Source organism: Terriglobia bacterium, from assembly GCA_020072785.1.
Lineage (GTDB): Bacteria > Acidobacteriota > Terriglobia > Acidiferrales > UBA7541 > Acidiferrum.
The window spans coordinates 88,854-112,913 of sequence record JAIQGG010000003.1 but is presented as its reverse complement, the minus strand read 5'-3'; the positions used below and the strand labels follow the sequence as shown (position 1 = coordinate 112,913).

At 58.5% G+C, this 24,060-nt stretch carries 19 protein-coding genes; all 19 read left to right on the top strand.

Annotated elements, in window-relative coordinates; genetic code table 11:
- Nucleotides 1–310 precede the first annotated feature (310 nt).
- The 19 genes from LAN61_10765 to LAN61_10675 all read left to right on the top strand — a co-directional run bounded on the left by LAN61_10765 (nt 311) and on the right by LAN61_10675 (nt 24,037).
- Nucleotides 311–967, top strand: coding sequence for a PEP-CTERM sorting domain-containing protein (locus tag LAN61_10765; GenBank protein ID MBZ5540986.1), 657 nt, complete (start codon nt 311–313; stop codon nt 965–967).
- A gap of 79 nt (nt 968–1,046) precedes the next feature.
- A complete protein-coding gene (locus tag LAN61_10760) occupies nt 1,047–1,220 on the top strand; it encodes a LuxR C-terminal-related transcriptional regulator (GenBank protein MBZ5540985.1) in 174 nt (57 codons plus the stop codon).
- Between the two features lie 179 nt (nt 1,221–1,399).
- Nucleotides 1,400–1,780, top strand: a complete 381-nt coding sequence (locus LAN61_10755) for a hypothetical protein (protein MBZ5540984.1) — start codon at nt 1,400–1,402, stop codon at nt 1,778–1,780.
- Nucleotides 1,777–5,268 (top strand): SLBB domain-containing protein, encoded by a 3,492-nt coding sequence (locus LAN61_10750; GenBank protein ID MBZ5540983.1) that lies wholly within the window; start codon nt 1,777–1,779, stop codon nt 5,266–5,268. Before LAN61_10755 ends, LAN61_10750 begins: the two co-directional genes overlap by 4 nt.
- 12 nt (nt 5,269–5,280) lie before the next feature.
- The gene (locus LAN61_10745; protein MBZ5540982.1) at nt 5,281–7,764 is read left to right on the top strand and encodes a phosphatase PAP2 family protein; all 2,484 of its coding nucleotides are present in this window, start codon (nt 5,281–5,283) and stop codon (nt 7,762–7,764) included.
- Nucleotides 7,765–7,893: 129 nt separating this feature from the next.
- On the top strand, nt 7,894–9,285 hold the full coding sequence (locus LAN61_10740; GenBank protein MBZ5540981.1) for a lipopolysaccharide biosynthesis protein: 1,392 nt from the start codon (nt 7,894–7,896) through the stop codon (nt 9,283–9,285).
- A gap of 225 nt (nt 9,286–9,510) precedes the next feature.
- Nucleotides 9,511–9,954, top strand: a complete 444-nt coding sequence (locus LAN61_10735) for a UpxY family transcription antiterminator (GenBank protein ID MBZ5540980.1) — start codon at nt 9,511–9,513, stop codon at nt 9,952–9,954.
- A gap of 86 nt (nt 9,955–10,040) precedes the next feature.
- Nucleotides 10,041–11,498, top strand: a complete 1,458-nt coding sequence (locus LAN61_10730) for an O-antigen ligase family protein (GenBank protein ID MBZ5540979.1) — start codon at nt 10,041–10,043, stop codon at nt 11,496–11,498.
- The gene (locus tag LAN61_10725; GenBank protein ID MBZ5540978.1) at nt 11,495–13,054 is read left to right on the top strand and encodes a polysaccharide biosynthesis C-terminal domain-containing protein; all 1,560 of its coding nucleotides are present in this window, start codon (nt 11,495–11,497) and stop codon (nt 13,052–13,054) included. The genes LAN61_10730 and LAN61_10725 overlap by 4 nt, the downstream gene beginning before the upstream one ends.
- A 74-nt stretch (nt 13,055–13,128) precedes the next feature.
- Nucleotides 13,129–14,088 carry a glycosyltransferase family 2 protein gene (locus LAN61_10720; GenBank protein ID MBZ5540977.1) on the top strand — a complete coding sequence of 320 codons (960 nt, stop codon included), beginning with the start codon at nt 13,129–13,131 and terminating at the stop codon, nt 14,086–14,088.
- 268 nt (nt 14,089–14,356) lie between these two features.
- Nucleotides 14,357–15,367: an NAD-dependent epimerase/dehydratase family protein gene (locus tag LAN61_10715; GenBank protein MBZ5540976.1), complete on the top strand. Its 1,011-nt coding sequence runs from the start codon at nt 14,357–14,359 to the stop codon at nt 15,365–15,367.
- Nucleotides 15,368–15,422: 55 nt separating this feature from the next.
- Nucleotides 15,423–16,553 (top strand): glycosyltransferase family 4 protein, encoded by a 1,131-nt coding sequence (locus LAN61_10710; GenBank protein ID MBZ5540975.1) that lies wholly within the window; start codon nt 15,423–15,425, stop codon nt 16,551–16,553.
- A gap of 7 nt (nt 16,554–16,560) precedes the next feature.
- Entirely contained in the window at nt 16,561–17,757 is a 1,197-nt protein-coding gene (locus LAN61_10705; GenBank protein ID MBZ5540974.1) for a glycosyltransferase family 4 protein, read from the top strand.
- A 207-nt stretch (nt 17,758–17,964) separates the two neighbouring features.
- Nucleotides 17,965–18,672 (top strand): transaldolase, encoded by a 708-nt coding sequence (locus tag LAN61_10700; GenBank protein MBZ5540973.1) that lies wholly within the window; start codon nt 17,965–17,967, stop codon nt 18,670–18,672.
- 27 nt (nt 18,673–18,699) lie between these two features.
- On the top strand, nt 18,700–20,202 hold the full coding sequence (locus LAN61_10695; GenBank protein MBZ5540972.1) for an exopolysaccharide biosynthesis polyprenyl glycosylphosphotransferase: 1,503 nt from the start codon (nt 18,700–18,702) through the stop codon (nt 20,200–20,202).
- Between the two features lie 14 nt (nt 20,203–20,216).
- The gene (locus tag LAN61_10690; protein MBZ5540971.1) at nt 20,217–21,176 is read left to right on the top strand and encodes an NAD-dependent epimerase/dehydratase family protein; all 960 of its coding nucleotides are present in this window, start codon (nt 20,217–20,219) and stop codon (nt 21,174–21,176) included.
- A gap of 69 nt (nt 21,177–21,245) precedes the next feature.
- On the top strand, nt 21,246–22,316 hold the full coding sequence (locus tag LAN61_10685; protein ID MBZ5540970.1) for a galactokinase: 1,071 nt from the start codon (nt 21,246–21,248) through the stop codon (nt 22,314–22,316).
- Between the two features lie 130 nt (nt 22,317–22,446).
- Entirely contained in the window at nt 22,447–23,085 is a 639-nt protein-coding gene (locus tag LAN61_10680; protein ID MBZ5540969.1) for an HAD-IIIA family hydrolase, read from the top strand.
- A gap of 187 nt (nt 23,086–23,272) precedes the next feature.
- A complete protein-coding gene (locus tag LAN61_10675; GenBank protein MBZ5540968.1) occupies nt 23,273–24,037 on the top strand; it encodes a class I SAM-dependent methyltransferase in 765 nt (254 codons plus the stop codon).
- Nucleotides 24,038–24,060: the final 23 nt, after the last annotated feature.

The following is a 24,060-nucleotide window of genomic DNA, read 5'->3' as shown; positions in this document are numbered from 1 at the left end:
GGAGGTTCAAATCCTTTCGCCCCGACCATTTTCTTCAACGAGTTACGCCGCTTTTGTTGTTCCTTCCGGTTGCCCAAGTTGCCTGACTGATGAAACTGCACAAGCAATTTCCTCTAATTCAGAAAAGATTTTCCGGAACGAGCAAAATTACTTGCAGCCATTATGTGGCCCTGCACCCCAAGTCTTTTGTTTCTAACTCGGATAAACTGGCGAAGAAGTTGCACATTATCTTAAGCGGATGTTTAGCTACAGGCTCGCAATCTGTTCGCATTGTGGGCGCGTGAAATTGTAATTGTAGAAAGATTAGAAAATGTTAAAGAAACTCGCTTTGATCTTGGTCATGAGTGGTTCTCTGATGACCGTGAATGCAGATACAGTCACTCAGATTGCCAGCTCTGCCGCCAACACAACCAACAACTCGATCACCTTGGGTATTCCCAATGCTGGTCCTACCCAAGACATTGCTCCACATCCAGCCTGGTCCGGGCCACTACCCGGGTCTAATTGGGTATCATTCACAAACACCGGCAATCCTTCTGATCCGGATTTCTACACCGTGCCCAACGAGACCGGCGTCACGTTTTTTGATACTTTCAGCCTGTCTGGTCCCATCACAGCCGCCACACTGACGGTCCTGGCTGACGATACGGCCTCGGTCGCCGTGAATGGAACGCCAATCTTCTGGGCTAACATGGGCGGTTCCTACCCCACCTGTTCGTCCGTAGCCATTGGCTGCTTGACGAGCACGGCGGGGATTTTCAACCTGTCACAGTTGCAGCCTTACCTCAACTCGAATGGCTCCAATACGATTTCTTTCACGGTCTACCAAAAAGCCGGCAGCTCCTACGGTCTGGATTATGCCGGTGCGTTCACGACAACCACAGTTCCCGAGCCGGGCACGATCATCTTGCTCGGTTGCGGGCTCGCCGGTCTCGCTCTGACAACTCGTCGTCAATTCGCGAGCTAGACTGTTGAACATTGGATAGCAAAGAAGCCGCCTCACGAGGTGGCTTCTCTGTTTCCGACTCCCTCATCTCCTCGATTCGTTGCGTTTCCGATCCCGGCGAAAAATAGCTAATACAAACAAAGAAAGTGCCAGCCATCTGCATCTTTCAGAACAGACCGTCAAGAACCACGTTCACCGGATCTCGCGGCAGGTACACGCGCACAGCCGCTCTGAAATCGTGGAGACGGTGCGCAACTGCGATTTTTCCTTATAGGCGGCTGGTTTGTCGTGGAATAGGTACTGCGGGGATGCCTGGGACTGTGTATCCCCATTAAGAGTACCAAAAAATGAGTACGCCAACCCGGTACTTCGTACTGTACTAGAACCACTCCTCTTTGAGCCTACCGTTTGCCGCCGCCGCCTTCGATACTCACGTGTCGCTTGGAGTGCATCATGGAAAAAAATATTCGGGTGTTGGTGGCCAACCGTCCCCGGCTGATGCGCGAGCTGGTTCTGGAAGCGTTTGCCGGGCAGCCGGACATCGAGATTGTGGGCGAAGTCGCGGAGGATGCGGAGATTCTCCCGGCGGTGGAACGCACGCACCCGGACTTCGTGGTGATTGCGCTGGAGAATCCGGGGCGGCGGCCGGCCATCTGCGACACCGTGCTGCACCAGCATCCGGAGATGCGGATTATCGCGGTGGCGCCGAATCATAAGTATTCGGTCTATTACTGGGCGTCATTGAAGATCCATTCCCACGACGTGGAAGCGTCGGAAGAGAGCATCTTGAGCACGGTGCGCGACAAGAGTCGTTCTGCCGGGGGCCCTTCGTGAAGGTCGATTGGCAGGGGGGAAGAGCGATGTACGTCATCCGGGAAGCTCGCGTGTGGGGAAGAAGAGCGGCCGTTCTTTTTCTCAGCTTGCTGCTGTGCGCGCCTTTGCCGGCGCGGCAGGACGAGAAGCGCAAGAGCGTGCGCGAGGAAGGTTCACAAGTGCGGCAGGCCCCGCCGTCGGTGCTGGCGGTTGAGAATTTGAACCGCGTAGCGGCGGGGGCCGCGGAGATCTCCGAAGTGTTGCGGCGGGACGCGGGGCTGCTCGTGGAACTGAAGCGCTGGGTGGCGAAGGAGGCGACGGACAACGGGCAGATCGTGGAAGACGGAGATCTGACCGACGAGGCGATCTTCGACCGGCTGCAGCGGGACGTGGCGTTTCGCGCGGTGGCCACGCGGCTGCTGCAGCGTTACGGCTACCTGACACCGAGCGTGAATCCGAACTCGGAGTTTGCCAAGGACCAGGAATTGCTGCGGAGGGAACGCGCGCGGCGGCTGGTGCAGATCGAAACGCAAGAGGATGCCGAGGGGCTGAGCAGGGGAAAAAGTAATGAGCCGCTGGAGCGGGCGCGTGCGTGCGACGGGCGGCGCGATTCGGATTGCGGGGAGCCGCAAGCGCCGCGGATGCCGCTGCGGAGAGTTGCGCCGGGCGGCGAGGCGCCGCGTCCGGAAGGGAATCCCCCGGCATCGCCGGAATTTCCGCCCGCCGGAGGAACCGCGCGGACGCTGCAGGCCGGCGGCGGAGAAGCAGAGCCGGACTTACGCGGATGGTTGAACGGACCGCCAGGCCTGGAAATGGCTTCGAGCACGGGGAAACGCGCTCCGGAGATGGACGGGCTGGCGCCGCTCGGGGGGCCGATGGAACGGAGCGAGCTGTATGCACGCGAGTCCTCCGCAAGACCCGACGCAGGAATGGAGCGCACGGTTCCTGCAAATCGCGTACGCACAGAAAGGCGGACGGAAGCGGAGCTGCAGCCTGTGGCGATGGTGCACCAGCCGAATCCGTACGCGGACATTCCGTCGCTTTACGACATGTACGTGCAGGCGTCGGCGCGGCAGCGGCCGCCGGAGCGTTTTGGGCTGGAGATATTCCGCACCGGGACGCGCGAGACGGATGCGGTGCCGATGGACCTTCCGGTCGGGCCGGATTACGTGGTCGGGCCGGGCGACGGCCTGGCGATCGATTTGTGGGGCGGAGTCTCGCAGCGGCTGGTGCGCACGGTGGACCGCGAGGGGCGGCTGTCGCTGCCGGAGGCGGGGCCGCTGCTGGTGAGCGGGCGAACGCTCGGGGAAGTGCAGGATGCAGTGCAGCACGCGCTGCGTTCGCAGTTCCGCGACGTTTCCGCCGATGTGTCGCTGTCGCGGCTGCGCACGATCCGGGTGTATGTGGTGGGAGACGTGACCGAGCCGGGGGCTTACGACATCAGCTCGCTCTCGACACCGCTGAACGCGCTGGTTGCGGCAGGGGGCGTGACGGAGCGCGGGTCGCTGCGCGCGCTGAAGCATTACCGCGGCAAACAACTGGTGGAGGAAGTGGACGCCTACGACCTGCTGCTGCACGGGGTGCGCGGGGACGCGAAGCGGCTGGAGAACGGTGACACGCTGCTGGTGCCGCCGCTGGGCGCGCAGGTAACCGTGGAGGGCATGGTGCGGCGTCCGGCGGTGTACGAGCTGCACGGAGAAAAATCGCTGGCGGAGGTGCTGGAGCTGGCGGGAGGAATCCTGCCGGCGGCGGCGCTGCGACACATCGAAGTGCAGCGGCTGGACGCCCACGAAAAGCGCAGCATGCTGAGCCTGGACATCTCCGCGGGGAGCAACGCGGAAGCGATTGCCGGGCAATTGAGCAGCTTCATGGTGCACGACGGCGACGAAGTGCACATCTTTCCCATCGCGCCGTACAACGCAGACACGATCTACCTCGAGGGCCACGTGCTGCGCCCCGGGCGTTACTCCTACAAGGCGGGGATGAAGCTGACGGACCTGGTCGCTTCCTACAACGACCTGCTGCCCGAGCCCGCACCGCATTACGCGGAGATCGTGCGGCTGAACGCGCCGGACAACCACCCCAGTGTGGAGAGCTTCGACCTGGCGGCGGCGCTGGCCAATCCGGCCGCGGCGCCGAAACTCGAGCCGCGGGACACCGTGCGCATCTTCAGCCGCTTCGATTTCGAGCCCGCGCCGGCGGTGTGGGTAGGCGGGGAAGTGCGCGCGCCGGGTCCGTACCGGACCTCGGGGCAGGCCCACCTGCGCGACGCCATCTATCTGGCGGGCGGCGTGACGCCGGATGCGCTGCTGGATTCCGCGCAGCTTTTCCGCTCGCTGCCCGACGGCACGATGAAGATTCTGAGTGTGAACCTGAGCGAGGCGTTGGCGGGCGATCCGGTGCAGAACATTCTGCTGCAGCCGCGCGACCGCATCCTGGTGCACCGCAACGCGAAGCGCGTGGATCCGCCGACGGTGCTGATCAAGGGCGAGGTGGACAAGCCGGGGCGCTATCCCTGGGCGGAGAACATGCGCGTGTCGGACCTGATCCGCTCGGCGGGCGGCGTGAAGCGCAGCGCGGCCACGGAGACGGTTGACCTGACGCGCTATCCGCTTTCGGAGTCCGGACCCGTGGCGGGGGAGCACCACGCGGTGAACCTGGCGGCAGCGCTGGCCGGGGATACCGCGCAGGATCTGCCGTTGCGCGACGGCGACGTGCTGAGCGTTCCACAGATTGCCGGATGGAACGACGTCGGCGCGACGATCACCGTGCGCGGGGAGGTGCGGAATCCCGGGGTATACGGCATCCGGCCCGGCGAACGGCTGAGTTCGGTATTGCAGCGCGCGGGGGGACTCCTGCCGACGGCGTATCCCGGAGCCACGCTGTTCGAACGGATCGAAGTGCGGCAGCTGCAGGAGAAGTCCCGGCAGGAGCTGATCCAGCGGCTCGAGCGGGAGGCCGCGAGCGCCAAATCCGCTGTTGGTGCATCGGCAAGCGAACAGGCGGCTCTGCAGCAGGCGGCGTATCAGCAGCGCGAGCGCGCGGTGGAAGGCGTGCGCAGTGCGCCGGCGACGGGGCGGCTGGTGGTGAATGTGCCGAACGACCTGCGCGCTCTTGCGAAGTCTTCCGGCGACATCGAGGTGCGCGCCGGGGACAGCGTCGAAATTCCCAAGCGGCCGGGATTCGTCCTGGTGGTCGGGCAGGTCTACAACTCGAACGCCATCACCTATCAGCCGCACAAGAACGCCGGGTGGTTCCTGCGGCGCGCGGGCGGCCCCACGAACATGGCCGACCGCGGCGCCATTTTCATCATTCGCGCTAACGGCAGCGTGGAAAGCGGACACGGCAGCCTGTGGAGCGGCGGGGTGCTGTCGCGTCCGATGGGGCCCGGGGACACGATCGTCGTGCCGGAGAAGGCCATCGGCGGCGGGGTGGTCTGGAAGAACACGCTCGCGATCGCGCAGATTGCGCAAAGTGGCGCGCTGACTGCGCTCCTGGCGATGCGGTAGAGGAACGAGAGGATGAAGGCAGAGCGGTTCAATTCGGCGTTGCTCTTCGTGCTGCTGAGCGCGATGCCTGATTCTGTCTGGGCGGGGCAGGAAGCGGCGCTGCGGCCGGCGTCCGTCACCGCGGCGAAGGCTCCGGAGGTAAGCCGGAAGCCGGATACGATTCGCGCAAAAAAGAGCGAAGGCACCGACGGATCTCTCGATGGGCGCGAGTTCCGCGAGACCCGGCTGGGGCTCTCTCTGCTGCAAAACATCGCCCGCGATCAGCGGGAGATCTGGACGAGCCCGGCGCGGCTGCGCTTTGCGGATCTGCAATGGCTCGTGCCTGTGGGCGGCTTCGCGGCCGGACTGCTGGTGACGGATCGCGACAGCAGCGGGCATCTCTCCCGGAATCCGCAGACGATCCGCCGCTACAACAACGTTGCCAACGCCGGCGTGGCGGGGCTCATTGGCGTGGCCGGCGGGCTGTCGCTGTGGAGCTTTCGCTCGCACAATGCGCACTGGCGCGAGACGGGCTATCTGGCGGGTGAGGCGGCGATAAACAGCCTTCTGTTAGTGGAAACGGCGAAGTATTCGCTACGGCGCGAGCGTCCTTTCCAGGGGAATGGCAGCGGACAGTTTTTCCAGGGTGGCGGCACGTCTTTTCCCTCCGAGCATGCCGCAGCGGCGTGGTCCATAGCCGGGGTCATCGCGCACGAGTATCCCGGCCCGCTGACGAAACTGATGGCCTACGGCCTGGCGTCCGCAGTGAGCTTTTCGCGCGTGCGCTCCCGGCAGCATTTCCTCTCCGACGTATTCATCGGCAGCATGATCGGCAATCTCGTCGCGCAGCGCGTGTATAGCCGGCACCACGACCCTGATCTGGGTGGCGGGGAGTGGAGATCGATCGGTGAATTCTTTCGCGGCGAGGGAAGTTCCTCTCCAGCGAATCAGGGTTCGCCGTATGTGCCGCTCGACAGTTGGATCTACCCGGCGTTCGAACGGCTCGCGGCGCTCGGATACATCAATAGCGGATTTCTTGGAATGCGCCCGTGGACTCGGGTCGAATGCGCCCGTTTATTAGATGAGGCTGGCGACCAAATGAGGGACGGAGTGACGGATTCGCGAGAAGCGAATCGTCTGATCGATGAGTTATCGAAGGAATTTGCCGGGGAGCGGGAAGCGTCGTCCAGCGGGCGCGAGCGTTCCCTGCATATGGAGTCACTCTACGCACGCACGATGCAGATTACCGGCCCGCCATTAAATGACAGTTATCATTTCGGACAAAGCATCATTAACGATTATGGCCGGCCCTATCAGCGCGGATTCAACGCAATCGAAGGTTTTTCCGGTTGGGGCACCAAAGGACCCTTTACCATCTATGTCCGGGGAGAATACCAGCACGCTCCGTGGGCGCCCGGCAATTCAACTTCGGTTCAAAACTGGATTGCCGCAGTGGACGGCACTCCTCTTCAACCCGCAACAGCGGTATCTGCCAAAAATCACTTTCGCCTGCTGGACACTTATGTGGCGGCCAATGTCGCGGGTTGGAATTTGTCCTTCGGCAAGGAGAGTCTGTGGTGGGGACCGGGAGAAGGCGGAGCATTGATACTCAGTGACAATGCGGAACCTATGTACATGGCGCGTGCCAGCCGGATTACGCCGTTCCGCCTCCCGTGGATCTTTTGCCGGCTCGGCCCCGTGAAAGTGGATCTGTTGTTCGGCAAGCTCTCCGGGAATGAGTTCCCCCCGCGGCCTGTGCTTCACGGGGAAAAAATTAGTTTCAAGCCGACACCGAACTTAGAACTAGGTTTCAGCCGGACGAGCGAGATGGGCGGAGTCGGCCGGCCGCTGACTGCCGCCGCTATCTTAAATAGCTATGTGAGTTTCGTATCCTCTGGAAATTATGGGGCGAACGACAATCCCGGAAAACGCACCGGCGGCTTCGATTTTTCCTATCGCGTCCCCTTTGTGCGCAATTGGCTGACCGTGTACGCCGATTCCATCTCCACGGACGACCCATCGCCGCTTGCAGCTCCCCGGCGGGCGGCCATAACTTCCGGCTTCTACATGCCACGGCTTCCGAGCTTGCCTAAATTGGACTTGCGCGTCGAGGCCGGATACACCGACACCTCGACTTCCCGAAGCGTGGGTGGAAAATTTATTTACTGGGAGATTTTCTTTTACCACAACCTGTACCTGAACAAGAACAACCTCATCGGAAGCTGGATCGGAAGAGAAGGCGTGGGATACCAGGCGTGGAGCACGTACCGGTTTAGTCCGCGGAATAGCCTGCAGTTCGGATACCGGCACGCGAAAGTCGATGGTGACTTTATCCCCGGCGGAGAGACGGTGAACGACGGTTCCGTAAAGCTGGATTGGTGGGTGCGCCACGATATGAGTCTTTCCACGTTCGTTCAATACGAGAAATGGACCGCACCGATCTTGGCGCCGACTCCACAGACGAACTGGACATCTTCCGTCGAGATCGCGTTTTGGCCCCGGTCGTGGAGCAAATGAGGAGCGCACGAAGCACGACAGAGGTGTTTGAAAAGTGATGCAGAAAGTGTCCAATCCGGAAGCCAGGCTTGGCGATCAGCCGGAGGTTTCCAGCACCGCGACGGGCGCGTTCGGCAACGGAGGGCGCTCGTGAATTACTCCAGTAGCGCTGCCGCTCGTCAGACTGCACCCGAGCTGCCGGAGAACGACTTTCCCGGAAAATCCGCGGCACCGGAGAGGCCGCAAGGAAGCGAGAAAACTGTCGCGTACCTCCGGCTGCTCTGGGGACATCGCGGGCTGTTGTCCCGCACTGGGCTGTACGCGATGCTCGCCAGCGCGCTCCTCGCTTTTCTTATCCCCACACGATACGAATCCACGGCGCGCCTGATGCCGCCGGATAATCAGTCTGGTTCCGGCCTCGCCATGGCGGCTGCCGCGATGTCGGGCAGCGCTGGCGGGCTTGGGGGTATGGCCAGTGATTTCTTGGGCCTCAAGAGCAATAGCGACGTCTTTGTGGGCATCCTGACCAGCCGCACCGTGCAAGACAAGCTGATCCAGCAGTTCGACTTGAAGAAACTCTATGGGGACCGCCGCATGGAAGATGCGCGGAAGGACCTGGCAGAACATACCGCCATTTCCGTGGATCGCAAAAGCCAGATCATCGCGATCACTGTAACGGACAAGAGTCCACAAAGGGCGGCCGCAATGTCTCAGGCCTACGTGGAAGAACTGAACCACTTGGTGGCCGAATTGAGTACGTCCTCGGCACGGCGCGAACGGATCTTCCTCGAAGGGCGTTTGCAAGCCGTCAATCAGGATTTGGAAGCGGCGGAGAAAGACTTCAGTCAATTCGCAAGCAGGAACACGGCGATCGATATCAAGGAGCAAGGCAGGGCGATGGTCGAAGCAGCGGCGACGCTCCAAGGTCAGCTCATTGCCGCTCAATCGGAATATGAGGGACTCAAGCAGATCTACACCGACAACAACGTGCGTGTACGGTCCGTGAAGGCCCGCGTCAACGAACTGCAACACCAACTCGAAAGACTGGCAGGGAAAGGCGAGAGTGCGGCTAGTGTCTCCAGCCAGCCAGGCGACTCCATGTATCCCTCCATCCGGAAACTGCCGCTGCTCGGCGTCACGTATGCAGACCTGTACCGCCGGACAAAGATTCAGGAAGCGGTTCTCGAGACCCTCACGAAAGAGTACGAGATGGCAAAAGTCCAGGAAGTGAAAGAGATTCCGGCGGTGAAAGTGCTGGATGTGGCCAATATTCCGGATAAGAAATCATTTCCACCCCGGACGCTTATCGTTTTACTGGGAACGTTTCTCGCCTGCTCCTTCGGAATGCTTTTTGTGCTTGGCTCCGCGAGCTGGAAAGCAATCGATCCGCAGGACCCTGGAAAACGGTTCGCGACGGAAGTTTGGGTTGATCTGAAAGCGCACGCTCCCTGGAACACAACGAATGGTTCCGGGCCCGGGGGCGTGAAGGTCCGAATTTGGAAGAAGTTGGGCAAGCAGAGTGGGTCCCGGCAAGAGCAATAAGACCGCAGATTGTTTGTCGGTAACGTTTTGTAATTAAACGGGTTAGGTCACAAATTGCCCTGTAAGTGACGGGGCGGAGCCAGCTCTGCACTTGTTGAGGAGCGGAACGACTTGGTTGCGACGATGATTAGCGGCACAACCTTTGCGCAAGCTACGGCCTCACCGGCGGAGTACCTGCAGCCCCTCTGGTACGCTGTGCAAACTTGCGCAAATCACGAAAAGCGCGTGTTGGAGCAGTTGGGCCAGCGAAGCGTCGAAGCTTATCTGCCCTTGTATGTGTCCGTGCGTCGCTGGAAGGATCGGCGCGTGCATCTACAGCTGCCGCTCTTTCCGGGCTACGTTTTCGTGCACCTGGCGCTGCGCGACCGGTTACGAGTGTTGCAGACTCCCAGCGTAGTGCGGCTAGTCGGATTTAGCGGCCAGCCGGCCGCCCTGCCGGATCAGGAAATGGAAGCGCTTCGCCAGGGACTTGCGCGCGAAATGTGCCTCCAGCCGCACCCGTACCTGAAAGTTGGCCACCGCGTGCGCGTCAGGAGCGGTCCCTTGCAAGGCCTGGAGGGCATCCTCGTGCGCAAGAAGAACGAATCGCGATTTGTGATTTCGCTGGACCTCATCATGCGTTCGGTGGCCGCCGAGATCGACGTGGCCGAATTGGAGCCGGTTCGCTAGCGATTCCTTGTTCTGACAATTGAGCAGCGATCTTCAGTTTATTTAAGGAAGACAACAACCGGATAACTGCAGCTGAGGGAAGCGAATTGCAGGCATCAACAATAAGTTGGAATGCTTGGGGAGATAGCCGCCTGGCATTAGCAATTGCTCTGCTGGGTGCGATTCTGGCAGCCTCTCTGCTATACACCCCTATCCCCTTGGTAGTACTGGTCGCGTTCCCGGCATTCTTCTACTTTATCTCGCGACCTTATGAACTACTGCTCTTGATGGTTTTTCTGATTCCGTTCAACTTTGTGTTCCGCATCGGACCAATTCCCCTAGCCGCAGAACTGCTCAAGGTTTTCGCGTGGATTCCTGTTCTCGTCTATCTCAGCGCTCGAAAGCAGCCCTTCAAGACAAGTAAGTACAATTGGTGTTTTGCGGTATTAGGCGGGCTCCTATTTTTATCGCTTTTTCGTTCGAACGATCTGCCCTTCACTATTAAGGAGTCCGTGCGGCTCGGATCCAACATCGGATTGTGTTACCTGGTTCTGAACTTGGTCGATAGCAGGGAAAAGATATTCCAAATATTCCGGATTCTAGTTTTTTCGACTTTCTTCGTAGCCTGCTACGGTTTTTATCAGTTTGCGATTCAGAATTACGGGTCGTTGTTCTGGATCGTAAATGCTCGCCTTGACACCAGCCTGGCTCCCGGCCGTGACACTTTCTGGGAATGGCGGAATCGCATCACGTCGGTGCTGACATCGGAACTCGAATTAGGGCACTACTTTAATTTGTGCCTCCCTATAGGGTTTGTTCTCTGGCTGACAGAAGGTCGCAAGCGCCTCGGGTCCCGTTGGCTGTGGGCGACGGTTGCCATGTTCGCCGGACTGGTGCTCACGTTCACTTTTGGAGCCTGGCTGGCTCTAACGGTGACAACCGTCTTGTTCATTCTTCTTTTCAAGAGAGAACAGCGATGGAAAACGGTCTTGGCAGGAAACCTGATCTTCACGCTGGTCGCTGCAGTGCTGGTCCTCGGCCCACTTCACACATTTATGGGGCAGAAGATAGGAACGACGGGCATTGGAAGCCTTGCGTGGGACATAGTGTTTCGTTTGGACGCATGGCTATTCGCACTACAGGTCTGGTGGACTCACCCTCTACTGGGCGTGGGTATAGGGAGTTTTCAGCTTCTCCAATTCGACCATGATTTCCTCCATTCGGAGTGGGCGCCCACCGGAAGCTCTCCTCACCAAACCTATCTCTATCTGCTGGTGCAGTTGGGTATGGTTGGATTTGTCAGCATCCTTATAGTCATACTGGTAAGCATCAAGAACAATCTGAACTTGAAAACTAATCGGGAGCTAGGGCTGATTGGTTTGGCACTGGCCTTTGCGCTATCGGCGAACATGTTCGGTTGGTTCTCGGACGATTCATCTTTCTTTGGCCCACATGCCAGTTACCTTGTGTGGTTGTTCGTAGGTTTAAGCGAAGTGATATGCAATCTAGCTATCGTCCGTGGCAGTATCACCGCTCAGATCCCTGCGCGTGAAAATTCGATATGATCCGCCTCAGCCAAGACGACAAACCGCTGAGCACCAGGATGATCCGCAACGTGGGATTCGGAGGCTTACGTGCTTTGTTGGTATTACCAGTTCCATTTCTATTGACCCCGCTTATCTTAAGCAAGATCGGCCTCCGGGGTTACGGGACTTGGGCTCTATTTGTCACGATTAACAGTTTGACTTCTCTGGCTGACCTGGGCCTGCTCGGCACACTGAGTAAATATGTGGCTGAATACTATGCGCATCGAGACTATCTCAAACTGAGCCGGTTGCTTAGCACAGGCCTGGTTGTTTTCGGATTGTTGGCCTCTACAATAATTGCGATTTTGTGGGTTGCCTCGCACACGGTCGTCGAACAGCTATTTCGAGGGAGTCCTTTCACGGACGGCGAACTCCTTCACTTTTTCCACTGCGCTTTGGTGCTCGTCTGGATCAATATTATGACGTTTCTTTTTTCTTCCGTTACTTCAGGCCTGCAACGGCTTGATCTGACGAACGTCATGACGGCGTTCAGCATTGTGTGCGCGGCGCTCGCTGGAGCAGCGCTTCTGCTCAAGGGATTGGGGATTCAAGGACTTCTCTACGCGAATATTGGCTCGGGGTTGCTGACCCTGCTGGTTTACTTCTGCCTGCTTCGAAAACTTCTTCCCGAGGTCAGTATGAATCCGCTCCTTGCCGACCTCGACGAAGTGAGGAAGATTTTTGCGTTCAGCCTGCAGATATACCTGACGCAGGCCGCGGTAGCAATTCACAACCATATCGAGAAAATATTCCTCGCTTTTTTTGTTGGCGTGACAAGTGTCGGATGGTATGACATTGCAAGTGATGTCGCGCTGAAGGTGCGCGGCGCCCCAGGGTTATTGCTTGGGCCGGTTCTGCCCGCAGCCGCAGAATTGGATGCTCTCGGGGAACACGACAAACTCGTCGAACTTTATTACCGGGCACATAAATATCTCGCCTTCGTTAGCGTGCCCGTAGTCTTTTTTCTCGTTGCGGTATCCGCGCGCTTTGTTGAGCTCTGGATCGGGCCAAGTTTCAAGGTTGTAGCTCTTCCCTTGGCAATCCTGCTTCTGATCAATATCTTCAATTTGACGACCGGCCCGGGGTACATGATCCTCGCAGGGAAGGGCATTTTACGGCCCGGCATGTATTCGGCCCTCGTTGGCATCGCTATTAACGTTCCGCTGAGCTACATATTGATCCGTCTCTTCGGATTTCAAGGAGCTGTCGCTGGTACGTCCGTGTCGCTTACGGCAGGGGCTGCACTCTTCCTTTATTTGTTTCATAGGCAAGAGCGAGCTTCAGTCGCAAGACTTCTCCGAGAGGCTTATTTCAAGCCAGTATTCTATTCGCTGACATTGCTGATATTAGAGTTTCGGATCAGCCCGGCGGCTGGTCTTTCTTGGTTCGGGTTGTTCCTACAGGGATGCGTTTTTGGACTTGTTTATGCTGGAGTCTTGGTATCCACAAAGTTCTTCGATCAGTACGACTGGAGCAAGATCGAGAGCGTGTTTCCGATCGCCCGAGTAGCCAGGAGAATAGTTCCCGCCGGGTAAGTGATCTCGCCAAGTGAGAGGCTTTCCCTGCGGTCAATGTCTTTTGTGAGGGGATCGCAGGATAGAAAAGGAAGATGGAAATGCCAAACGACGCCACGCCTAAGGTTTCCATAATTCTTTTAAACCTGAATGCGTACGAGGATACGCGAGATTGCTCGGACTCACTGCAACAGGTGCACTATCCCAATTTTGACGTCATTGTGGTGGACAACGGGTCCTCCGATGATTCCCCTGCGCGTATTCAGGGGAAGTTTCCCGGCTTTACGTTGCTTAGAAGCGAGGAGAATATCGGGTTTGCGGGAGGAAACAACCTCGGGATCGAATACGCGTTGAACCATGGCGCCGCTTACGTCCTATTGCTGAATAACGACACTCTAGTTGATCCCGGCTTTCTTTCGCACCTCGTTCAGATGGGGGAAACTGACCCAAGGATCGGCATCCTGGGCCCCAAGATTTTCTATGCATCCGAACCGACGCGGATTTGGTTTGCCGGCGGTAACGTGAGATATGGAAAAGGTTCCTGCGACCACGTTGGCAAGGATCAGTTCGATCAAGATGGTAAGTTTTCCCACACACAAGACACAGCTTTCATAACCGGCTGCGCCATGATGATTAGAGCCGAAGTTCTTCTAAAGATAGGCTTGTTAGACAGCAGGCTTTTCATCTACTGGGAGGATAATGACTTTTGCATGAGAGCGCGGAATGCGGGCTACCGACGTGTTTTCGTGCCTGCGGCGCACGTATGGCACAAGATTTCCCGGACTTGTGGCCTGGAATCCAGCTTTACCCTCTATCTTTCCACGAGGAATCAACTGGCGTGGATCGCCAAACATGTTCCCTTTCCGTACAAGCCGTTTACACTGGCTTTTACATTGGGGAGAAAGGTGGCAAAGATATTAATATATTCGTTCCGTAGACATAACTTGGCGGCCGCGGTTTGGGCGGGCATTCGAGATTTTTTTCTCGGCGTGTATGGCCCCCCACGCAAGGAGCAGCGACAACCGGGACGTCAAGCGGCATCTGCCAGTGTCTAGAGGATAGCGTCTCCAGAATCTCACAAATCACCCGTGGCGTGCGCGCGCAAGACTTCTTGTACCAAACATATACCGTGGCTCCAAGAAACGTCGGCAAGAGAGAGTAAGAGATAGTCGGCTGCTTTACTCGCGCTGTATCCCAACAACTGTCGGAGCTTTGATTCTCAGGGATCCTGGGACCGTCGCTGGAGCTTGTCGAAGCGCTCAGTCTCGGAGTCGCAGTCAGTTGGCTCAGAACAAGTTCTCGAAAAACCAGAGGAGTAGTGAAATGCCTGTTTCGTTAGTAACCGGTGGTGCAGGGTTTGTGGGCTCCCATGTTGCCGAACACTTGCTGAAACAGGGCCACGAGGTCGTCATCTTGGATGATCTAAGCGGCGGATTCGTGGACAACATCCCCGAAGGCGCAGGTTTCGTCAAGGCGTCCATTCTGGAAGAGGATGTGATTGAGCGCCTGTTCGACAAACACAAATTTCTTTATGTCTATCACTTGGCAGCGTACGCCGCCGAAGGGTTGAGCCATTTCATTAAGCGATTTAACTACCAAAATAATCTTATTGGTTCCGTTAATCTCATCAATGCAGCGATAAATCATGGCGTCGAGCGCTTTGTGTTTACCTCGTCTATCGCAGTGTACGGCGCAGGGCAGTCTCCGATGACGGAAGAGATGACGCCCGTCCCTGAAGACTCTTATGGCATTGCAAAGCTGGCTGTGGAGCAGGAGCTAAAGGTAAGCCACGAAATGTTCGGATTAGACTATGTAGTTTTTCGGCCACACAATGTCTACGGAGAAAAACAGAACATTGGAGACCGATACCGCAATGTGGTTGGCATTTTCATGAACCAGCTGCTTCGAGGCGAACCGATGACGATTTTCGGCGACGGTAGTCAGATGCGGGCGTTCACGCACATCAACGACATCGCGCCCATCATTGCTAAATCCGTGGACTACCCCTCTGCGCGGAACCAAGTTTTCAACATAGGTGCCGATCTCCCATATACAGTCAACGATCTTGCGCAAATGGTTGCAGATGCAATGGGCAAGAAGTGTCGAGTGGCCTACCTGGACGCGCGGAAAGAAGCGAAGGTTGCCTTTTCGGACCATCGCAAGGCCGAGGCCATATTCGGAAGAGACGAAAAGACCTCCTTGAAAAGGGGGCTTCGCGCAATGGCAGAATGGGTGAAAAAACATGGCGCGAGGGAAAGCAGTATCTTCCAAGGGATTGAAGTTGCGAAGAATCTTCCTCCAAGCTGGGCCAAAGTTATTACTGCTCGTGTCTAACCCTTTGAGCGTTGGGCAGCGATCGCAAAACCAGCCACCTCCAACTTGGCGTTAAATGAAAAGACTGCTCTTTATCACGCCGAATCCGATAGAAAGTGCAAGCGAGCGGTACAGGATCTACCAGTTTCTACCGGAGCTGGAGCGAGTGGGATACGCTTGCACGGTTCGTCCATTCGCTTCTCCCAAGTTATTTCGCGCCATCCAGAATGAACGACTTGCGCCCAAACTTCTTCTGACACCGTTGTCCTGTCTGCTGCGGGCGCTCGACTTGGCATTGATTCCGCGCTACGACGCCGTGGTAATACACCGAGAGGCCTTCCCATTCTTTTGTCCGGTCGTTGAGAAGATGGTTCAGTGGCGCCACTCCAAGGTGATATTCAGTTTCGACGACGCGATTTACATTGGCCACCGGGATACGCAGAAGGAGAAATACCCCTGGATTTACAAGCTGAAGTACGGTTCCGGCGTAAACGAAGTGCTGGCCAAGAGCGCGCGTGTGATTGCCGGGAACCAAAAACTGGCGGGATATGCGCGGCGGTTCAATTCGCGGGTGAGCGTAATTCCGACGGTTGTGGACACAGAGCGATATAGGTACCGTCCTCCGGCAACCTCGGGTGATTGCCTGACGATTGGCTGGGTGGGCAGCCGGTCAACCAGCCCGTACTTGCTGGAAATCGAACCGGCATTGCGGCGGCTGAGCGAAGCGTATCCGGGCAAGATCCGATTCCGGCTCTACGGGCACCCACAACGCAAATTGAACTTACCGAATTTCGAATCGCTGCCATTTTCCCTCGCTACGGAAGTCGAAGACATCCGCAGCCTGGATATCGGCATCATGCCCATGCCGGACAACGACTGGACGCGAGGCAAGTGCGCGTTCAAGGCGATCCAGTACATGGCGCTGGGCATTCCCGTGGTGACTTCGCCGGTGGGCATGGCCACGGAAGTCGTGCAGCACAATGTGAACGGGCTCTGGGCGCGGATGCCCGAGGATTGGTTTGAAGCGTTGAATCATTTGGTAAAGGACGCACACCTGCGGCAGCGGTTTGCCGAAGAAGGACGCAAAACCGTCGAATCCCACTACTCATTGCAGGTGTGGGCGCCGCGCTTCGTTGACCTGCTGGATGACGTTTTGACCGGCAATGTTCCCGCAGTGCACCGCGTAACCGCCAGCGCGGCCGATTGAAAAACGAATGAAGGTTGCTTTTGTTTGCGGATTTGCCTGGGAGCCGAAGGGGACTGCCCGCGCGCGCGCTTTCCCGCTGGCCGTAGAACTTGTAAACAAAGGGCATGAAGTTGCAATTTTCCTGGCACCCTACGACAACCCGGCCGAATCGAGTCAGAAGCGTGAACTCGAAGGTGTGCACATCGTGAACGTGAAGGTCGGGGCGAGGCCTGGGTTACGGCACGCGCCGCTGATAGCGAGAAGGCTGTGTCTCGCGATTCGCAAGTATGCGCCCGATGTGGTGCACGTGTTCAAGCCAAAAGGGTATGCGGGCGCGGCGTGCACCTGGCTGCTGCTGCGGGGCTGCCGCGCGGTGGCGCTGGACTGCGACGACTGGGAAGGATGGGGAGGGTGGAACGAGGTCAAGGACTATCCCTGGCTGCTGAAAGAGTATATCGACTGGCAGGAGAAATGGCTCCTGCGCCGAGCGCCGGTAGTAACCGCGGCCAGCCAGGTGCTGGCGCGTAGAGCCGCGGCCCTGCGGGGGTCGGCGAACGGCGTTTTTTATGTACCCAACTGCGGGGTCTCGCGAACGAACGTTGCGGCGCAGGAACGGATCCGTGCTGCGAGCGGCAACGGTGCCAAACAATCGTTGGGGCTTTCCGATGCGCTCGTGATTTTGTACAGCGGACACTTCGAGCCAGGGGACGACATCATGCTCTTTTGCCGGGGTGCGGCGCCGGTAGCGCGGCGCACGGGGGCGACGATCGTGTTTGTCGGCGAGGGGCCGGAGTTAGTGCAGGTGAGGGAGTTTTTCTCCGGCGAGACAGGGGTAACGGTGCGCTTTTTCCCGCGGCTACCCTATGAAAAGTTCGTGCGGCTCGTTGCCGCGGCGGATGTTGCCGCCTTTCCGTACCCGGACAATGAGATCTACCGCGCGAAGTGCTCGGTGCGCATCATCGACTACATGGCCATGGGAAAGGCGGTGCTGACCACCGCCGTGGGGCAGAACACGGACTACATTGTGAATGGAGAGAGTGGAATCCTGACTCCGCCGGGGGATGAAATGCGGTTTGTGCAGGAACTGGAAAGATTGCTGCAGAATGAGCCCTTGCGGGAACGGCTGGGGCGCAATGCCCGGCAGCGTATCCAGGAGCAGTTCTCGTGGGACGGCGCGGCTCTGGAGAACTGCCTGCGTGCCTACCAGCAATTAGCGAAATCCTGATCGTTGCCGGGGCGCTGTCTGGGGGAAGAGGTGGCCCCCTGCTGGGCGCATGATGTGGCGGGAGAGATGCATTGCAGACCGTTCGTGCGGGTGCGATCCCTTGCGGTCCGGCAGCGCAGGGGAGAATGCCAGGAGATCCGCCGGCACGGTGCGGTTGTGCTGGCCCCCTTCGTGGAAGGCCCATTTCTGGAAAAGGAGAAGCAGGACATGCAAATCTTCGTGGATTCCGCAGATTACAAGCAAATCGAGCACTGGCTGGAAGAGGGAGTCGTGGACGGGGCGACAACGAATCCCAGCATCATGTTTAAGGATGGCGTGCCGGACATCGAGGAAGGCGCGCGGAGACTCGCGGCACTGCTGCAGGAACGCCCGCTCAGCGTGGAAGTCACTACCAATGACCGCGAAACCATGCTCCAGGAGGCACGCACATTTGCCACCTGGGCCCGCAACATCGTGGTGAAGATTCCCGTGGTCAACGAACACGGGGAATCCTGCCTCGGGGTCATGCACCGGCTGACGGAAGAAGGCATTGCGATCAACGCCACAGCGATTCTGTCGTTCAACCAGGCGATTCTGGCCGCCAAGGCGGGAGCGACCTATGTGAGTATTTTCGCCGGTCGCGTCGCCGACGAAGGGAATGACCCGGCGGTGGTAATCCGCAACGTGCGCAGCTGGCTGGAGGAGTGGAAGTTTCCGGCGCGCATCATCGTGGGCAGCATCCGCACGGTCATGGACATCCAGAACGCGGCGCTGGCCGGGGCGCATATCATCACGATTCCCCCGCAATTTCTGCCCAAGATGGTGGATCACCGCTACACCCGCGAGACGGTCCGCCAGTTCGTGCAGGACGCGGAGAAAACACTGGCGCAAATGAGCAAAGCAAAAGTCCAGGTGGCGACAACGGGAGCCCGCTAGGAGCCCGCGCAGTTCTGCGAGTCGTTCATGTCCACACGCGAATCCATGGCGCACCGGGAAAGTGGAGTGCTGACGCTTGCGCCGGAAGCTGCCGAAGCGCGGCCTGCCTACGGGCCACTGGCATGGCCGCTACTGCACAAGCTGACGTATCTGGGGAGCGATGTCCTGGCCATCACGCTGGCGCACATAGCTGCGGTCCGCATTGTGCAGTACTATCTGCAGATTCCCCTGAGCGGGCTCAACCCCCCCGAGTACCACCGTTTCTACATCCCCTTCTTCGCGGTGGTGCTGTACCTGTTCGAAGGGTACAAGAGCCCGGAGTTGCGCCGGCCGGAGCAGGAACTGGAACGGAGCTGCAAGGCCTTGACGGTGAGTTTCCTGGGGCTGGTGCTGTTCAACTTCGTGGTTTTCCGGGCGGAAGCGTTTTCGCGGTACCTCCTGCTGATGTGGTTTGCGCTGGCTTGTTTTCTGTTGCTGGCGCTGCGCTTCACGCTGCGAACCCTCTACGAAAAGCTTTGGAAGGCGGGTCTGTGCCGGTGGCGCGCGCTGCTCATCGGTTCTCCGGCCGGGCTGCGCGGATACCAGCAGCTGCTTGCGATCCAGCGGCATCAAGGCTACGACGTGGCCGGGATCCTGCTCGACGCGGCGGCGGAGCCGCTCCCGGCGGAAATGCGCGCGCTTCCAGTGCTGGGATCGCTAGACGATTGGGAGGCCTCCCTGGTAGGTACGGGAGCGAACTTGCTTATCGTGGCCTATCCTACCGCTCCCGATGGCGAGGAATGGCTGCGGGAACTCGTGCTCCGCTGCAAGCAACTGCGCGTGGACGTGGAACTCTATTCGAGCGTTCTGGCCACTGCCAATTTGAACTACGAACACGATGAATTCTCCGGCTGCTTCCGTTTCTATGCCAAGCCGGAATGGTCGCTCGCAGTACAGCGGGTGATCAAGCGCGGGCTGGACCTGGTGATTGGGCTCATCGGCAGCGCGGTGACGCTGCTGCTCACCCCCGTTATCTTCGTGCTCGTGAATCTGGAAGAGCGCGGGCCGCTGTTCTACCGAAGCGCGTATTTGGGGCAGGACGGCAGCATCCGCTATTACCTGAAATTCCGGACCATGCATGTGGACGCCGACCGGATATTGGAGCAGGACGCAGCGCTGCGCTCTCGTTTCCGCGAAAAGCAGAAGCTGATCGACGATCCGCGGGTCACGCGAATCGGCCGTTTGTTGCGCCGGTCCAGCCTGGACGAATTTCCACAATTCTTCAGCATCCTGAAAGGGGATCTGACGTTCGTGGGCCCCCGAACCATTCGCGAGGAGGAGGCGGTGCACTACGGGCCGCTGCTGGAAAAGTTGCTCTCCGTCAAACCCGGCGTAACTGGATTCTGGCAAGTCATGGGCCGGCAAACGACCACCTATGCGGAGCGGGTGCAGATGGACATGTTCTACATCGACAAATGGTCGATCTGGCTGGATCTGGTGATCATCGCCAAAACGTTCTGGAAAGTGCTGAAAGCCGAAGGGGCGTACTGAGTGAAGGGGGAAGTGTGAAAATACTGGTCACGGGAGCCGCAGGATTCATTGCCTCGCACGTCGCCGACGCCTACGTGCAAGCAGGCCACGAGGTTGTGGTTGTCGACGATCTGTCCCGGGGCTCGAAGAGAAATGTGAATCCAAAGTGCCGGTTCTATGAATGCGACATCCGGGACCGGGAAGCTATGGAGAGGATCTTCCGCGCGGAAAAGCCGACGATCGTCAATCACCATGCAGCGCAGATGGACGTGCGGCGCGGCGTTCGGGAGCCTCTCTTCGACGCCCAGGTCAACATTCTCGGCTCCATCAATTTACTGGAAACGGCTGTGGCTCACGGAACAAAGAGGTTTATCTATGCCGCCACTGCGGGAGCAGGATACGGAGAACCCAAAAAGACGCCCGTTCCCGAAGGCTACCCTATGAATCCCATCACGCCCTACGGCATCAGCAAACACACCGTAGAGCATTACCTGTTCACCTTCCAGTTTCTCTACGGACTGCAATATGCCGTTTTGCGGTACGGAAACGTATATGGGCCGCGACAGAGCTCGCAGGGCGAGGCCGGGGTATTCGCCATCTTCTCCGAGCAGATGCTGGGGGGAGTCCAGCCGGTCATCTATGGAGACGGAAACAAAGTACGGGACTATGTCTACATCTCTGATGTCGTCGCCGCGAACGTCGCGGCCCTGGAGCGGGGAAGCAACGAGATATTCAATATCGGCAGCGGCGTGGAGACTAGGGACCGGGAAGTATTCGAGCGCGTGCGCGACCTCCTGGGCAAACGGGTCGAGCCGCACTTTGTTCCGCGACGGCCGGGGGAAATCGACAGGATCTGTCTCGACATCGCGAAGGCGAAAGCCATTCTCCAGTGGGAGCCGCAAGTAACCCTTTCCGAAGGAGCAGGCATGACGGTGGCTTACTTCCAGAGGGAAGCGGAGCTAGCAAATGTTTCCGCGGCCCACGCCAGGCCATAGCCAAACCAAGCGGAAATACGTTTCTGCGGGCAATGAGAGTTGCAGCAATTCATCCGGTTAGGGGGGGGCATGATCATTACACGAACGCCGTTCCGGATCACACTTGGCGGGGGAGGCACCGATCTCCCGTCATTTTACCGCGAGCATGGCGGTCTGATTCTGGCGGTGGCACTCGACAAGTACATGTTTCTGAGCGTGAACACGCCCATCCTGGACGATAAGATTCGGGTGCGTTACAGCACATCCGAGATGGTCGACCATGTGGACGAAGTGCAGCACACGCTGGCGCGCGAGGCGTTGCGCTACTTCGGCATCCCCAACGGGCTGGAAATCGTCTCGATCGCCGACATACCCGCGGGAACCGGACTGGGTTCTTCGAGCTCGTACCTGGTGGGGCTGCTCAATGCCCTGCACGTCCTGCGGCAGGACCAGGCCACCCCGCAGAAGCTAGCGGAAGAGGCGTGTTACCTCGAACTGGAAGTGCTGCAAAAGCCTATTGGCAAGCAGGACCAGTACATGGCGGCCTTCGGCGGCTTGACGGTGCTCAATATCGACCACGATGGCAAAGTGGATGTTGCGCGCATGAACTTAAACGTGGAGCTGCTGGAGGGGCTGGAACAGAATATTGTGCTCTTCTACACTCACGACGTACGGGATGCCACGAAGATTCTTCAGAAACAGGACGCGGCCACCCGGGGCAACGATCAGATCGTCGTAAGCAGCCTGCGCGAGATCAAGGACGTCGGGATCGAAATTTGCAGCGCAATCACGAAGGGCAATCTGCGGCGTTTTGGGGAATTAATGGACCTGCACTGGGAATCGAAGAAACGGCTCTCCGCGGGGATTACCAATCCGCAGATTGACGCGTGGTATGAGCTGGCCAAGAAGAACGGGGCCATCGGGGGGAAAATCTCTGGGGCCGGCGGCGGGGGATTTCTCATGTTTTACTGCGAGGAGAAGAAGTCGCAATTGCGCGAGGCCATGCGAAATGCCGGTTTGCGGGAACTGAACTTCCGGTTCGATTTTGAAGGCAGTAAGGTCATTTTCGATGCCGTTTCGCGCGACGGGCGTCTCGCGCATATCCAGCGGCAGAACAACCACGAAAACGGATTAGTTCTGGCCGCAAAATCGTCTGGCTAGCGATTCGTGTTGGAGAGTTCTGCTTGTTCATCCCCCAGTTTTCCCGCGGTCATGGGTGCCTGCGGGGCCGGAACCTGCTGCGAGCGATTGTTGCAGGCGGTAAATCGCCCGGCACATAGGCAATCAAAACATGAAAGCAGTTCTTCTCGATCGCGATGGTGTGATCAATGCCCTCGTCTATCACCAGGACGCCGGCGTGATCGATGCGCCATTCACCGCGTCACAATTCACCCTGCTTCCTCGTGTTCCCGAGGCGATCCGTGTCCTGAACGACATAGGCATGAAAATCGCCATCGTGTCGAATCAGCCGGGAATCGCCAAGGGACATCTCCAGCTGGATACCCTGAAGCTTTTTGAACGCAGGATGCTGGAGGGCATTGGCGAGGCCGGGGGGCGCGTCGATCGGATCTATTATTGCCTGCATCACCCGGAAGGGCGCGTTCCAGAGTTGCGGCAGCGCTGCCGGTGCCGTAAGCCGGAAATTGGAATGCTGGAACAGGCCGCGCAGAGCCTGAAGGTCGGACTCGATGAATGCTACATGATCGGCGACGGGATTCCCGACTTGGTCGCGGGATTGCGCGCCGGCTGCCGCACGATCTTTGCGGGCCGCTGGAAATGCGAGATCTGCCAGTTTACGGAGGGGCCCGAGGTGCGTCCTCACCTGGTAGCAAAGGATCTGTGGGAAGCGTGCCAGATTATCCAGTCGGAAGTGGGGAGCGATTGTCTGAAGAGTGTTTTGCCGCGGAGATGCCCGGCGGCGGGTTGTTAGCCTGCGCGCAGCAGGAACGTATCTTGACTTCTGGGAGCTACGGGGAATGGCGACTCATGCGACAAGTCGTGCCCTCAGCGTGCGCAAGACAGTAGCGTGCCATGTTTGTTCAAGCACCGAGCATGTTCCGTATCTGGAAGCGCGGGGATACCGCATCGCGCAATGCCGGGAGTGCGGGCTCTGGTACGTGAATCCGCAACCGGCGCCGGAAGAGTTGCGCGAGTTCTACGCCAGCTACGATGACGGGGAGCAGTGGCGGAAGAGGGAAGAGCACTTCAATCGCGGGGTGCGCCGGGCAATCCTGCGGATCAGGCGATCGGGGACGGTCCTTGACATCGGGTGCGGATCGGGGAATTTTCTGCGGTGCATGAAAGAGGCAGGATTTTCCGTCTTCGGCATTGAGCCGTCGGAAAGCGGCTCGGAATTCGCGCGGGAGGAGCACGGGATCGAGATCTATCACGGAATGATTGAAGAATACCTCGCGGTCCGCGGCGGCCGGCAGTTCGATGTCATCAGCCTGTTAAACGTGCTCGAACACCTCCCGGATCCGGCACGCACCCTTGAACAGCTTCGGCAAATTCTGGCGCCCGGAGGCGTTCTTGCCGTCGTGGTCCCGGATGCGCGCTTTCACGATTTGCTCGGACGGCTGCGGCGCAGGCTCGGACTGCGGAATCCCTATTGGCTGGAACAGCCCAAGAGTGTCCTCGCCGGGTTCAAGCTGCCGGACCACCTGTGCTCATTTCAACCGTGCACCATCGCCGCTTTATTGCAGCACGGCGGGTTCCGAATTGTTGCGCTGGAAAACGCCCCGCTCATCTTCAACGCCGAGTTGCGCCGGAATCTCGGGAAGATGCTGGTGCGCTGGGTGTCGCAAGCTTTGTATTACGGCACCTTGGGGCGAGTTTTGGTTGGCTACTCCACACTGGTGCTGGCGCGGAAAGAGCAGGACTAACGTCACTCGGGGAGGACAATCGC